The organism is Marinobacter sp. (assembly GCF_034669625.1).
GTDB lineage: Bacteria > Pseudomonadota > Gammaproteobacteria > Pseudomonadales > Oleiphilaceae > Marinobacter.
In genome coordinates, this window is record NZ_JAXMOY010000009.1 from 25,788 (window position 1) to 39,236 (window position 13,449).

General features: G+C 52.8%; 13 protein-coding genes. 9 read left to right on the top strand and 4 right to left on the bottom strand.

Going from position 1 to position 13,449, the window contains the following annotated elements; translation table 11 throughout:
• The first annotated feature begins 55 nt into the window (after nt 1-55).
• From VOI14_RS09625 to VOI14_RS09665, 9 genes are all read left to right on the top strand, one after another.
• On the top strand, nt 56-1,342 hold the full coding sequence (locus tag VOI14_RS09625; RefSeq protein WP_323751838.1) for an O-antigen ligase family protein: 1,287 nt from the start codon (nt 56-58) through the stop codon (nt 1,340-1,342).
• Entirely contained in the window at nt 1,339-2,952 is a 1,614-nt protein-coding gene (locus tag VOI14_RS09630) for an aldolase catalytic domain-containing protein (protein ID WP_323751839.1), read from the top strand. Before VOI14_RS09625 ends, VOI14_RS09630 begins: the two co-directional genes overlap by 4 nt.
• 18 nt (nt 2,953-2,970) lie before the next feature.
• Nucleotides 2,971-3,726, top strand: a complete 756-nt coding sequence (locus VOI14_RS09635; protein WP_323751840.1) for an HpcH/HpaI aldolase family protein — start codon at nt 2,971-2,973, stop codon at nt 3,724-3,726.
• Nucleotides 3,719-4,408: a cytidylyltransferase domain-containing protein gene (locus VOI14_RS09640; protein ID WP_323751841.1), complete on the top strand. Its 690-nt coding sequence runs from the start codon at nt 3,719-3,721 to the stop codon at nt 4,406-4,408. The genes VOI14_RS09635 and VOI14_RS09640 overlap by 8 nt, the downstream gene beginning before the upstream one ends.
• A gap of 54 nt (nt 4,409-4,462) precedes the next feature.
• Nucleotides 4,463-5,725: a hypothetical protein gene (locus VOI14_RS09645; RefSeq protein ID WP_323751842.1), complete on the top strand. Its 1,263-nt coding sequence runs from the start codon at nt 4,463-4,465 to the stop codon at nt 5,723-5,725.
• A complete protein-coding gene (locus VOI14_RS09650) occupies nt 5,725-6,489 on the top strand; it encodes a lipopolysaccharide core heptose(II) kinase RfaY (protein WP_323751843.1) in 765 nt (254 codons plus the stop codon). Before VOI14_RS09645 ends, VOI14_RS09650 begins: the two co-directional genes overlap by 1 nt.
• Before the next feature lie 67 nt (nt 6,490-6,556).
• The gene (locus VOI14_RS09655) at nt 6,557-7,630 is read left to right on the top strand and encodes a glycosyltransferase (RefSeq protein ID WP_323751844.1); all 1,074 of its coding nucleotides are present in this window, start codon (nt 6,557-6,559) and stop codon (nt 7,628-7,630) included.
• Nucleotides 7,620-8,258 (top strand): hypothetical protein, encoded by a 639-nt coding sequence (locus VOI14_RS09660; protein ID WP_323751845.1) that lies wholly within the window; start codon nt 7,620-7,622, stop codon nt 8,256-8,258. Before VOI14_RS09655 ends, VOI14_RS09660 begins: the two co-directional genes overlap by 11 nt.
• A 35-nt stretch (nt 8,259-8,293) precedes the next feature.
• Entirely contained in the window at nt 8,294-8,944 is a 651-nt protein-coding gene (locus VOI14_RS09665; RefSeq protein WP_323751846.1) for an HAD-IA family hydrolase, read from the top strand.
• 82 nt (nt 8,945-9,026) lie between these two features.
• On the opposite strand, the gene VOI14_RS09670 is transcribed toward VOI14_RS09665, so the two are convergent.
• From VOI14_RS09670 to VOI14_RS09685, 4 genes are all read right to left on the bottom strand, one after another.
• The gene (locus VOI14_RS09670; RefSeq protein ID WP_323751847.1) at nt 9,027-10,169 is read right to left on the bottom strand and encodes a glycosyltransferase; all 1,143 of its coding nucleotides are present in this window, start codon (nt 10,167-10,169) and stop codon (nt 9,027-9,029) included.
• On the bottom strand, nt 10,166-10,996 hold the full coding sequence (locus VOI14_RS09675; protein ID WP_323751848.1) for a glycosyltransferase family 2 protein: 831 nt from the start codon (nt 10,994-10,996) through the stop codon (nt 10,166-10,168). Before VOI14_RS09675 ends, VOI14_RS09670 begins: the two co-directional genes overlap by 4 nt.
• Nucleotides 10,997-11,101: 105 nt before the next feature.
• Nucleotides 11,102-12,010 (bottom strand): lysophospholipid acyltransferase family protein, encoded by a 909-nt coding sequence (locus VOI14_RS09680; RefSeq protein WP_323751849.1) that lies wholly within the window; start codon nt 12,008-12,010, stop codon nt 11,102-11,104.
• Nucleotides 12,007-13,428, bottom strand: coding sequence for a mannose-1-phosphate guanylyltransferase/mannose-6-phosphate isomerase (locus VOI14_RS09685; protein ID WP_323751850.1), 1,422 nt, complete (start codon nt 13,426-13,428; stop codon nt 12,007-12,009). The genes VOI14_RS09680 and VOI14_RS09685 overlap by 4 nt, the downstream gene beginning before the upstream one ends.
• Nucleotides 13,429-13,449 lie beyond the last annotated feature (21 nt).

Consider the following 13,449-nt stretch of genomic DNA (forward strand, 5'->3'; position numbering starts at 1 on the left):
CGCTACAGTTCGTGGCATTACGTAAGACCCCTCCCCATATTTCCGGATGACAACAGTGTTTAGAGCCGACAACTTTTCAATTCTCTCTCGCTTTGTCGGGTTCGCGATTTTCTTCTACCTAGCAACGCTCGCTATTGTTCCCGATGTTTATGGCTACGCCCCGGCCCTTATGCTGCTGGCCGCGCTAGGCTATTGGCGAACATCGGAGATTGTCAAAAGCCTTGATCGCCGGGATCGCCTATTTGTTTTCGGGTATCTAGCCTACGGCCTGGTGTTTGTTGTTCTGGTTGTGCTGCACAAGGACGACCTCTCCGGCTTGGATCGTCCCAGTCGGTTCGTGGCGGCCGCGATCATTTTAACCATGCTGCTTCGAATTTCGGTCTCCGCGAGACTGGTTTTCACTGGGGCAGCGTTAGGCGGTATATGCTCTGGATTGTTCGCCGGTCATGAGGTTTGGGTGTCCGATGTTTCGCGGGTGGCGAGTTTTGACAACGCCATATACTTTGGCAATGGCGCCCTGATCCTTGCTCTGATCTCCCTTGGGGGGGGGCTTTCGGAATTGCAGAAACGACCCAGTCATGTTGGATTCATCGTGTTATATAGCAGCGGGATGATAGGCGGCATTGCAGGCTTGTTGCTGTCGGGAACCCGCGGGGGATGGTTGGCGGTACCCGTTATCACGCTGGTGGGATTATGGACTTATCGCCGCACTCTTGCGCGCAGGCCCAAGATGCTGGCAGTTTCCTTAATCGTTATTATTGCGCTGGGAGTTGCCGCAGTAAACATGAAAGTTGTGAGTGATCGTGGGGGGGCTGCGGTCTCTGAGGTACAGTTGTATTTCTCTGGCGACCGAATAAATTCTTCAGTTGGGTTGAGGTTGGAAATGTGGAAGGCCGGGGCGATACTGTTTGCTAATCACCCTGTGGTCGGCGTGGGTGAAAAACGCTTTCACACGGAGCTCGAGCAGCTGGTTGATTCTGGCTTGGTGGGTAGCGGAATCCTTACTTTTCGCCACCTTCATAACCAGTTTCTTGATCATGCCGCCAAGGGCGGAATACTGGCGGTTTTCGCGCTTCTACTGGTATTCGGTATCCCTATGGCGTTGTTTTGGCGTTACCTGAAGTCGACTGACCCGGAAATAAAAGCCTGCGCATTCGTGGGTGTCACGTTCACCCTATCCTTTGTTGTTTTCTGTCTTACCCAAGGTATGTTCAGTCGGAACATCGGGGTTATGATGTACGTTATCGTGCCGCTTTTCTTATGGGCACTCATTCGTCAGGTGGAAGGTAAGGCTGTCCAGTCGCAGGATTCGGACCTTCCTGTCACCAGGAGGCTAGATTGAACAACCCGATCATCTTGGACTGCACACTACGGGACGGAGGCTATTACAACAGCTGGGATTTTCCGGTCGACCTTATCAACGATTACCTGGAGGCGATGGCCGCGCTTCCCGTTGGTTATGTGGAACTGGGACTACGGTCGCTGAAAAATGACGGTTTCAAGGGCGGTTGCGCATACAGCACTGACCAGTACATTCGCTCCCTTCAAGTACCTGAAGATCTGAAAGTCGGGGTCATGGTAAATGCTTCTGAGCTGGTCGGTGGGGAAGGGGCGCTGGCTGAAAGGCTGAGCAAACTCTTCGTCTCTGCCGCTGACTCGCCGGTTACTCTGGTGCGGGTAGCGTGCCACGTGCACGAATTTGAGGCCGCGCTGGAAGCCTCCCGGTGGCTTAAGGCTCAAGGTTACTGTGTTGGTTTTAATCTGATGCAGGTGGCCGACCGATCGGATGAAGATATCCGGAGGTTGAGTAGGTTGGCGGCAGAATACCCATTGGATGTACTCTATTTTGCCGATTCAATGGGAAGTATGACGCCAGAAGATACCCGTCGTTTGGTGAAGCTCTTCCGCGAAAACTGGCGCGGCGCCATGGGCATTCACACTCACGACAATATGGGGAATGCCCTTGCGAATACTATGGCGGCTCTCGATGAGGGAGTGGCCTGGTTAGATGCTACCGTTACCGGCATGGGGCGTGGGCCCGGGAACACCAAGACAGAGTACCTTGCGCTGACGTTATCAGGCGAGGGCGGTCGTGATTTCAATATTACACCCCTGTTATCAGTTATCAGAACCTACTTTGAACCCCTCAAAAACACGTACCAGTGGGGGAGCAATCCATATTATTTTCTTGCCGGCCAGCATGGGATTCATCCCACCTACATTCAGGAAATGCTGGGTGACCAACGCTACAGTGAGGAGGATATCCTAGCAGCGATTGATCACCTGAAGCTGGAGGGAGGAAAGCGTTTCAGTTTGACCAATCTTGAGGCCGCAAGACACTTTTTCCGAGGCGAGCTAGCGGGCACATGGAGTCCTTCGAAGGTTATTAAAGGTCGCGAAGTGCTCGTGCTGGGTTCTGGTCCGGGGGTCGGGCTACATAGAGAAATCCTTGAGCTTTATATCAACACTTTTAAGCCGTTCGTCATTGCTCTGAATGCCCAGGAAGGGGTGGATGAATCTCTGGTGGATGTGCGTGCAGCTTGCCATCCGGTCAGACTATTGGCTGACTGTAGCGCCCATAGGGTACTCCCACAGCCGCTGATTACCCCTTATTCGATGCTACCGGACGATGTTCGGCAGTCGTTACAGGGTAAAGAAATTCTTGATTATGGGCTCAAGGTTTCCAGTGAAGCCTTTGATTTTTATCCAACCAGTGCCCAGTTACCTAATTCTTTGGTAGTTGCCTATGTTCTTGCGATTGCCACCAGTGGTGGGGCAACTCGTATTTCACTGGCTGGATTTGATGGGTTCTCGGCCGATGATCCACGGAACTCAGAGATGGAGCGGCTGTTGAACGCTTACTTCCAGCATTCTGATCACCGGCCCCTGCGAAGTATTACCCCAACACGGTACCGAGTACCTACTATCAGCGTATACGGACTTGTGAGCTGACGTCTTAGGAGATTATTAATGACTGCAGTTTTTAACAGTAAACTCAAAGCCGGGGCCTGCTTGGGGTTGTTCAGCAAGACAATGGACAGCGCTTTCGTTGAAGCCGCGGGCTTGGGGGGGATGGATTTTATCATTCTCGATCAGGAACACGGACCCTCCGGCTTGGAAACGCTTCAGCACCACGTCAGGGCTGCAAAGCTTGGCGGTATTGCTTCTATCGTTCGTGTCAGTGGTGTCGATGCCCATGCCATTGGTAGTGCGTTAGATAGTGGTGCCGATGGCGTTCAGGTTCCCAATATCAACTCTGCTGAGCAAGCCCGGCAGGCTGTGGAAGGTGCCAGATTCCATCCAATGGGCAAGCGGGGCGTGTGTCGCTTTGTCCGTGCGGCTGGTTATGGAACGACGGCAAAAGACGCCTATTTTTCGGATGCGAACGAGAAAACACTCGTGCTTCAGGTGGAGGGCATCGAAGGAGTCCGGAACATGGATGCCATACTGGACGTTGAAGGTTTCGATGTTCTTTTCGTAGGGCCGTACGATCTGTCCCAGTCCGTGGGGCTGCCAGGTCAGGTAGACGCCCCCGAAGTCCTGGCGCTGATCGAGGAAATCGCAGCAAAGGCTTCAGCCAAGGGGGTGTTGTTAGGGGCTTTCAGCGATCAGGTTCCCCGATCGAAAGATCTCATGGCCGCTGGCTTCAACTACATTGCGCACTCGGTTGATGTAAATATTTTTGCGGAAGCGTGTCATCGAATGAGAGGAGATATCTGTGGCTGATTTTTCGGATATTTCGGTGGTTATTCCCGTCCGGGAGGGCAGTAGCCGAGTTCGTGAAAAGATTTTCCTGCCGTTTGGGGATAGTACCACGCTACTTGACTGGAAAATCAGCCAGCTTAAACAGGTCCAGCGCGCGGACCGGATTTTTCTGAGCTCCAACTCTGATCGTGTCAAAGAGGCTGCACAGGCTCATGGGGTCGAATTTCTCCCGCGGAATGATTACCTGAGTGTCGGGCACAAAGCATCGTTCAGCGAGGTGATTACCGGTGTTGTAAACGATATTCCCACGGATCATTTCGCTTGGGTGACCGTTGTGGTGCCATTGATGTCTCCCGCCGAATACCGCTCGGGCTTTGAGCTTTATCTTGAGCATGTTGTGGGGGGGCAGAGCCATGACAGTTTGGTTTCTGTGAACCTGTTGAAAGAATACTTCTGGGACAAGAACGGCCCTCTAAATTATCAGGCTGACAGGAATCACACCATCAGTCAGGAGTTGCCGGATATTTATCGAGTGACCAATGGCTTGTATATGAGGAGCCGGGAGCAGACCTTGGCTGATGGCTATTTTCTTGGCCCGAACCCCTATATGCATCAAGTCAGTAAAATGGCTGGGGTAGATATCGACGAATACGAAGACTATGAAATCGCACTGGCTATGAAGGCGTTTTATCACGATGAATAAAACAGCAGGTCTTGCCTCCAAAGGCGTTTGTTCAGGTTTCGTGACAGAGGCATGATGTCTTTTATCTCTGATTTCAGACGGCGCGGCGACCGGTGGTGGCGCTATGGTGTGCTTAAACTCGCTTATCAGGAAGCTCAGCAGGCGCCGGGGCAAGAAAATCATAGCTTGCAGGCTGTTTTCAAACGCTTCAGGTATGCGCGGCCCTCTGAGGAATTGGTGGCCGTGTGGCGATTGCTCGTCGATGCCGGAGCCATTCGCAGCCCGGCTCTTTCAGAGGGCAAGGTAGGCGAAGTTGGTCAAGCGATTGCCATATTGTCGCCCCAAACTCATCGTCCTGCAGTCTGGCTCGATCTTTATCGTTTGGGGCTCGGGGTCGGTTTGTTCGTGCCAGCACAGAGGTTTCGGCAGAAGGCTATAGAGGCAATGCTGGTAGAGTCGGAATATCCTCATGCCTCATTGGCGATGCTGACCGCTGGCTCTTATGCTGCGATTGAGACTGGCGATTTCATTCGCGCCAGCGAGTTGCTTGAGCGAATGAAGTCCAAAGGAGTGGGGCAGTCTCGATATCAGCAAGGGCGCTGGCTCGTCCAACTGCTAGGTGGCATGGCTCCTGCTGGAATTACTGAGCTTGCCATTGACGACGATGAGCCGGACGCCTTGTTCAGAAAGAGTGTTCAGGGCAACAGATTGGCGTTGGTTGGCCCGGTTGCGACAAAAGTCCGTAACGGTGCGGAGATCGATAACCATGATCTGGTTGTCAAATTTGGCTACCGAGGTGGCGATGTTGGCAAGGACCCAGGCACTCAGGGCTTGAAGCTTAATGTCAGCTACTATAATAACAAGCAGGCGGAGCAGTTATCAGAGACTTCCTATAACGATGTGCTGGCAGATCTGCACTGGGCGGTTTTCAATAACCAAAAGGGGCGATCGTTCCTTCCCAAACGCATGCCTAAGGTCCGGCAATTGGAATCTCTCCAATGGTTGATGCCAGACACTCATCTCAATGCCGGACCCAATGCTGTTCTTGATCTGCTTCGGTTCGGGCCGTCATCTTTGGCCATTTACAATACCGACATGATGCTTTCTTCTGGACGTTTTGCCGGTTATAAAGCATCGGATGAGAAGTCGATCGACTATACGCGCTCTTTTATTAAGACCCATGACCCTGTCGTGCAGTTTTTAGTGATGCACCGTTTGTGGTCCCTCGGTCGCATCAAAGGAGATGAGCGGTTTGAGAGTGTAATGGCTATGGGATTGGACCAGTACCTGTTGCGCTTACAAGAAGCCTACGGGGCCCGGACGCAGGCTTTGATCTGATGACTTCTGAAAACTCAGCAAACAGCTCACCGTTGATCAAACCCTGCTCTGTGACTCGATTCCAGCATGGCCCGTGGTCTCTCGTATCCTCCATTGGTGAATCCGAGAGTCTGGGCCTGCTGTCTGAAATCGACCAGAGACAAGTGACTTATGAGCGTGTGTTTCGCGATAACCGGCGAACCTTGAGTGCCCGGATTGCGACGGAGCACGGGGCGGTCCTGCTCAAAATTCCTCGCGCTCGAAACGGAAGACGGTGGGAACGAATACTGACCTTTTTTCGCGGCAGTGATGCTGTCAGATCCTTTTTCCAGCTGCGACAGATGCAAGAGATGGGGTTTTCCGCGCCATACCCGTTGATGGCTTGTGAAAAGCGTCAGTCCGGTTTCGTCGTTGATGCATTCCTGTGTTATCGGTTTGTTGAGGGGCGGCCGGCGGAAGCTGAAGATGCAGGCTTGGTTCTTGATGCCCTGAGAAAACTGCACCGCGCCGGTTATCTGCGTACCGATGCTCAGCGTGCGAATTTCCTGATCGATGATGATCAGGTCGTTTTTATTGATTTCCGCTTGAAACGGTCGCGCTTTTTCGCCCGGTTGCAACAAGCCCGAGAGCTGGATCGCTTTATCCGAAGTTGCCCGGAAGCGGAGGGGTATTTGACCCGAGAGGAGCAGGCATCGATTTGGTTACGACTGGCTCATAGGCTGGAAAACTTCAGTTTTTCTGTTCGAGAATTTAAGCGCGTGATGCGCCAAAAAAAGCAGAACTAAGGGATTCGGAAATGGGGCTCCCAAAGCCTCAATGATCGAATTTCAGAACTAGACTAAGGCTGGCTGCATGAAAAGAACGGTTATGTTTTGTCCCTCTAAAGTCTGGGGTGGAATTGAAAAAAATGTTTTGTTGCGCGCCCGCTTGCTAGGCCAGCAGGGTGTTGCTGTCTACGTCGTTTTACTGAAAGGCTTTTTTGCGGAGCGTTTCCGAGACTTGGAGAATGTGGCCGTCGTGGAAGTTGGCTCTCGAGGCGGAGACCTCAATTTTGGGGTTGTGGCAAACTATGTGAGGATTTTGAGACAGATTCGGCCGGACGCTGTGTTTTCGGCCTTGAAGAAAGACTGGTGGTTGGTGTCTCTTTCGTCAAGGTTAGCAGGTGTCGAGCGGGTGGTTCTGTATTTGGGAATTGCCCGTCGGGTAAAGAGCCCCATTAAGTTCTTCGTGATCTTTCGGATAATGAAGGCAGTCTTGATGGTGAACAGCGATTCGCTACGAGATGCGATGCTCAAGCATGACCGGTTGTTCAGGCCAGAGCGGGTCCGGCGGATTTATAACGGCTTTGACCTGCCTCCCGTTAAAGGTCCGCGTCTACCCATAATCGAGTCTCTGGCACTGCCTGAGGGAAGCATCGTTATTGGTTGTGCAGGTCGGTTTAGCCCCCAAAAAGGTTTTGACCTGTTACCCGACCTTGTTGCGCGCCTGCCATCCAACGTGCATTTCGTGCATGTGGGGCAGGGCGAATTTGAACAGCAGATCACGACAACGATTCGGGCTCGTCCAGGGTCTGAGAGAATTCATTTCCTCGGCTACCAATCTGATATGCATGCCTTTTTCAGAAGTATTGACCTGTTCCTTCTTTGTTCGAGAAATGAGGGTATGGCTAATGTTCTGAACGAAGCCATGAGCCTTGGTGTTCCAGTTGTTTCGACCAGAGTGCCTGGCAGTGAAGAGCTGCTCGACAATGGACGGTACGGCGTTTTAGTGAATATTGATGACGTCGATGCCATGGTTGATGCGATCAAGAGCATCATCGACAGCGAGGTTAGCTTTGAGCGCGAAGCTCTGCGGGAATGGATTGCAGCTGAGTTTGGCATGGAGCGCATGATTGTGGAAACCCGGGAGTTGTTCTTTGGCGCTTAAATATCGAATGCGGGCTTTGAGAACCGATACATTAAACCGGCTCCGGTATGGTGCCAGTGCGCCGCGCTATGCTGAGCGGGTGTGGATCGATCCGGGCTCTTGCTCCCGCTATATCGAAGCGGCGGATCTGGCGTCTAAAATGGGAACCGGAGCCCGGCAGTTGTCTGGGCGCATAGTAAAGCACTGGCCTACAGACCTTGAACAGCCTTTTGATTGTCACCCCAAATTATCCTATTGCTGGGCTCATTGGCGCGATGGCGAGTCATGGGAACAAGCGGGTGCCATAGAGTTCATGATGAGTCGAATTAGGGTTTCGCCCAAAGGTGTCACTGATAAGTGTCGGACGCGCGAGGATGTCCTTCATCGCTTCGAGGCTCTGGATGATATCTGGAATGAAACCAGAAGTAGGGGAGAGCTGGCCTCACAAGGGCAATTGAATCCCGATAATTTCAGGGAAGTGGGCGGCATCCTGATGCATCTTGGCCCGGGCGGAAAGCCTGTTTTTTCTGGTGCAGGTTGCCATCGCTTTGCCATCGCCTTTTTGCTTGGCAGACCCTTTCCTGCGCAGATCGGTTGTATTCATGTGTCGGCAATAACCAAGGTGCAGAGTTTGCGGCGTGACGACTGATAATCAGCGGTTGTATTAGAGAAAAGAGCGTTAGAATGACTGATTTAATGCATTACAAAACTTGGGTGTTTGACTGCGATGGTGTTGTTCTGAACTCGAACCGCATCAAGACCGATGCTTTTTACCGTGCTGCGGAGCCTTATGGTGAAAAGTATGCGCAGCAGTTAGTCGATTATCATGTGCAGAATGGCGGCGTCTCGAGGTACATCAAATTTCAGAATTTTCTGACAAACATTGTGGGACGCCGGGCGTGTGACAAAGAAGAACTTGATCACTTGTTGTCGGCCTATGCAGATTACGTGGAGCAGGGATTGCTATCGTGCCCGATAGCCCCGGATCTCGAACGTTTACGGAATCTGACGCCGGAGACAAAGTGGCTTATCGTCTCCGGCGGTGATCAGGAAGAGTTGCGCTCAGTTTTCCGGAGGCGCGGTCTGGATGATCTTTTCGACGGTGGTATATACGGCAGTCCGGCTAACAAAGATGAGATTCTGGCAAGTCTCAAACATGAAAACGTTATCCTGGATCCAGCAGTTTTTGTCGGCGACAGCCAGTATGACATCGAAGCTGCAAAGCGTGCTGGTCTTGATTTCATCTTCGTCAGCGACTGGAGTGAGTCTGCTTTTGATTTCAAGGACGCTGATCTGAAACTGGGTTCGCTGGCGGCCATTTCTGATCAGTTTTAGTGTTATCGAACTTCATTCTATTAGAGTAAAGCAGCGGGCGCCGATCGGTCTTGCCAGCCCCAATCGTTAGAGAGCTTGATGGTTAGGAACTTTTAAGAAAGGCCGTAACCACAATGTCACTGCGAAATGGCGCCAGCCAATCAGGCTTCACCGTGCTTGGCAGTTGCTGAGTTATTGTTGATAGCCCATTAGCTAAGCCTTCCACCGATCTAGGCGTCAGATAGGCTTTCAGTTCGCTTCTAAAAACATCGCGCACTCCGCCACGGCTCTCAACCGCCATGATAGGTGTTCCGCAGGCCAGCGCCTCGGTCAATACAATGCCCAATCCTTCGTACTCTGACGCCAATACAAACAGCTCTGCCTGCTTCATCCATGGATAAGGGTTGCGGCGTTTGCCTGCGAAGATGACTCGATCGGCTATCCCAAGATCTCGGGCCTTGGCTTCCAGCTCACTGTGCAGTTCACCTTCCCCGACAATAACCAGCTTGTGATCAATGCCGGAGGCTTTATACGCTTCCAGCAAAAGCGCGTGGCCTTTTTGTGGCACCAGGCGGGCCACATTGAGAATGTACGGTTCGCTTGGAATATCATTGTCGGGTTCGTTTGCCAAGGTGCGGATCTGTTCAACCGGGCAGGGGTTGGTGATCACTCTCAGGCTCTTGGGGGCGACATTTCCTTTCTCAAATGCCTCTTGCGCAGACTCCAGAACCCCGGACGAGACACAAGCTAAGTGCCGGTCGTGAAAAACCAGTTTCCACTCCAGCCTTTTTTGCCATAACGGGCGGTCGTAATGAATGACATTTTCAAGAACGTAAACATTGCGCTCATCCCGGAACGACCAGAAATATTTGAATGTGCCTAATCCCCGGAAAACAATCCGATCGAAGCGTCCATGTATTTGTTCCAGCTTTCGGATGTGGCGTTTGAGAAGCCAGCCGCTTAGCCAACCCACCCACATGAAGTGAGATTTTGGCAGGATCACTCCCAGGAGAAGGCGGGATAGCAGAAAGACCGGAATCCCGATCACTGATTTTAGCAGTGCCTGTTGTTGATCGAAGTGGTGAAGCTTTACCGCTTTGTGTGACGGTGCAAGATCATTAGGCCGGTTCCTGCAGGCCAGCAGATGGCTTTCATGGCCTTCTTCCGCGAACGCGTCTGCGAGATTAACGGCGACCCGCTCCATGCCACCCATTTTCAGGCTGTGTATGACGACCAGAGTTCTCATGCGGACTGCTTCTTCTTGATCCCGTTTTCCGCCCAGAAGGTTTTGTTGTCCTTCACGGCTTTTCGGATGGCTCTGTTCTTAGCCCAGATCTCTGGCTTGGAGTAACCACGAGCGTGATCGAGATGAAGGCAGACTGTGCTGTAACGTATCTGTTGAGATTTGTGGCCGTAGTTCCAGAGGCGTTCGCCCAATTCCCGGTCCAGGCCACCGTACTGCATGTCTTCGTTGAATCCGTTAACGGCAATCAAATCCTGAGTCCAGGTGGAACTGTTCATGCCATTCCAACTTGCAGCGGCAGGCGTGATGCGGTTCATGAAGTTGCGGAATCCCGTTGAGGGGGAAAGTTTCCACAATTTGTGATTCTTCGGCTGCCCGTGAGCGACCAGCCAGTCCCGCTTGAAAATGACGCCGGAGCGGATGTCGTCATCGGCAATGGCTTCGGATACCGGCATGGTGAGTTTGATATAACCACCGGATAAAAACAGCCCGGGCTTAGCAATATCGTGGTGGGTTTGCACGAAGTCCGGCTCGGGTATGCAGTCGCCATCGGTGAAGATCAGGTAGTCGCAGCTGGTCTCTTGAATGGCTTTGTTGAGAATTTGGCATTTCCGAAAACCGTCGTCCTCGTGCCATACGTGGTCGACTTCCAAGATGCCTCGCTCTTTAAAGCTATTGATCAGAGCGCGTGTTTCATCTGTAGAGCCGTCGTCAGCGATGATGACCCGAAACTTTTGGAATGTCTGGCATTCGTAGCCCGTCAGTACTTTGCTCAGCCAGAGGGGAGAGTTGTAGGTGGTGATAACAACACCGATTGACGTTGGGGGCATAGAATTCAGAGTCCGAAAGTTAGCGTATAAAATAGAGTGAGTAGTATAACGTGGCCGTTGGCCAGATGCCTGTCTGCACTTGTTCAGACATTCGGCGGTGGCGAATCAGCGGCAAATCCTGTCAGGGTAGTACGGATTCGGGTTTCCGGGTGGCCGGTGTCTGAGCCGCTTATATTCCCATTGATACTGCGCCGGTGCCAATCGCACGACCTTCTCAACGGATTTGTTCAGCGCGGTCGCCGCAATGACTGTATCAGGGTCTCCGTTTCCGGGGGCGGCCTCTTCCACGACGATGCGGAAACCCTCGTTATGGGGCAGCCGTTCTGCAAAGGCGACCAGTACGTTGGCGCCAGTCTTCTGCATAAGCTTGTTCACCAGTGTCATGGTACGAACCTCCATTCCGAAAAAGGGCGCATAGGCATTGGTTTTGCCGCGGGGGGATTGGTCGGGAAGGATGCCGGCAACGCCACCCTCTTTGAGAATGCCCATCAGCCGGAGCAGCCCCCGACGGTCTCCCCGAACCAATTCTGAGCCAACGCGGCCCCGCACCCGGATCATATAATCCTCGAATTCTTTAATGTGCGGCGGGCTGTAGAGCGAGGCCATCTTGTAGCGTGACGAGAACAGCAGGCCGATCAACTCCCAGTTTCCAAGGTGGGGTGCGAGCAAGATCAGGCCTTTGCCCGAGGCGAGCGCTTCATCCACAAGCTCCAGCCCTTTTGTTTCCTTGATCAGTCCCAGGCATTTCTCAACCGACCATTCCCACATCAGGGGGATTTCAGCGGCGGTCATGCCGGTGTGTGCCATGGATTCTTTGGACAATTGGCGTTGCTCTGCAGCGGACAACTCAGGTAAGCAGATGCGAATGTTGGTGTCGGTCACTTTACGGGACCTGCCATTCATGGCCCAGCCAAACAGGCCGAGCCATTTTCCAATAAATTGAGCGGCACGCAAAGGTAAAAAACCAATGAGCCTTAAAAGGCCGGCGATCAGAAAATATTTCAGTTTACTCATGACCTGCCGTACCGATCCTCATAGCGCACGATGTCATCTTCACCCAGATAAGAGCCAGACTGAACCTCGATCAGCTCAAGGTCGATGACCCCGGGGTTCTCCAGAGAATGAACCTGACCAACGGGAATGAAGGTGGATTGGTTTTCAGTCACCAGATAGGTCTTCTCCCCATTGGTGACCTGGGCGGTGCCACTCACCACAATCCAGTGTTCAGCGCGGTGATGGTGCATTTGAACGGACAGTTTTGCTCCGGGTTTTACTGTAATGCGTTTGACCTGATAGCGCTCGCCGCTGTCTATGGAGTCGTAAACGCCCCAGGGCCGGTAAACTTCCCGGTGGTTTATGTGTTCGTTGCGGTCATCGTTTTTCAGTTGCTCGACGACCTTTTTAACGGCCTGCACCTTGTCTTTGTGGGCAACGAGCAGGGCATCTTTGGTTTCAATAATCACAAGATCGCTTACGCCCACCGTGGCAATTAAACGGTTTTCCGAGCGAACTAGCGTGCAGTTGGTGTCATGGGCAATAACGTCACCCATGAAGCTGTTGCCGTTCGCGTCTTTGTCGGACACGTCCCACAGGGCAGACCAAGAACCAATGTCACTCCAGCCTGCGTCAAGCGCCACCACAGCCGCGTTTTGGGTTTTCTCCATGACCGCATAGTCGATGGAGTCCTCAGGGCACTCAGCGAATATCGTTTCGTTCACCCGCGTGAAGTGGAGATCTTCGTTGGCGTCTTCAACCGCCGCCTGACAGATCGATAAAATCTCCGGGCGATGCTTCTCTAGCTCGGCCAGATACTGACGCGCGCCAAACATGAACATCCCGCTGTTCCAGAGATAGTCGCCGGAAGCGAGATACTCCTGTGCGGTCGCCAGATCAGGTTTTTCGACGAATCGGTCTACGCCATAGCTGCTGTCTTCGAGCTCTTTGCCTTGTTTGATGTAGCCGTAGCCGGTTTCAGCATGGCTGGGGACAATGCCGAAGGTCACCAGTTTTCTTTGTCGCGCCAGCGGTATCGCTTTCTGGATGCCCTGCTGGAAAGCTGCGACATCCTGTATCAAATGGTCCGCGGCGAGCACAAGCATTAGTGGGTCTTCGGCACTGTCATCCGTAGCTTTTGCCAGTTGCAGGGCTGCCAGCGCGATGGCAGGCGCCGTGTTACGGCCGCAGGGCTCCAGGATGATGCGCGCATCTTGATAACCTGCCTGTCGCATCTGCTCTGCAGCCAGAAAGCGATGGTCTTCGTTACAGATCAGAAGCGGGTCTGCAGACTCCATACCGTCGAGGCGGGCCACGGTGAGCTGCAGCATCGACAAATGATCATCCGTCAGTCTCAGGAATTGTTTGGGATTCAGCTGCCGGGACAGTGGCCAAAGGCGAGAGCCGGTGCCGCCGGCCATGATGACGGGATGAATCATGAGTGCACTCCGCGCGATTTA

What these genes read in the sequence shown, in the direction of transcription:
- VOI14_RS09645 (WP_323751842.1), top strand. Translation starts at nt 4,463, where the DNA reads ATGTCTTTTATCTCTGATTTCAGACGGCGCGGCGACCGGTGGTGGCGC.
- VOI14_RS09680 (WP_323751849.1), bottom strand. Translation starts at nt 12,010, where the DNA reads ATGAGTAAACTGAAATATTTTCTGATCGCCGGCCTTTTAAGGCTCATT.
- VOI14_RS09685 (WP_323751850.1), bottom strand. Translation starts at nt 13,428, where the DNA reads ATGATTCATCCCGTCATCATGGCCGGCGGCACCGGCTCTCGCCTTTGG.
- VOI14_RS09675 (WP_323751848.1), bottom strand. Translation starts at nt 10,996, where the DNA reads ATGCCCCCAACGTCAATCGGTGTTGTTATCACCACCTACAACTCTCCC.
- VOI14_RS09670 (WP_323751847.1), bottom strand. Translation starts at nt 10,169, where the DNA reads ATGAGAACTCTGGTCGTCATACACAGCCTGAAAATGGGTGGCATGGAG.
- VOI14_RS09650 (WP_323751843.1), top strand. Translation starts at nt 5,725, where the DNA reads ATGACTTCTGAAAACTCAGCAAACAGCTCACCGTTGATCAAACCCTGC.
- VOI14_RS09665 (WP_323751846.1), top strand. Translation starts at nt 8,294, where the DNA reads ATGACTGATTTAATGCATTACAAAACTTGGGTGTTTGACTGCGATGGT.
- VOI14_RS09655 (WP_323751844.1), top strand. Translation starts at nt 6,557, where the DNA reads ATGAAAAGAACGGTTATGTTTTGTCCCTCTAAAGTCTGGGGTGGAATT.
- VOI14_RS09635 (WP_323751840.1), top strand. Translation starts at nt 2,971, where the DNA reads ATGACTGCAGTTTTTAACAGTAAACTCAAAGCCGGGGCCTGCTTGGGG.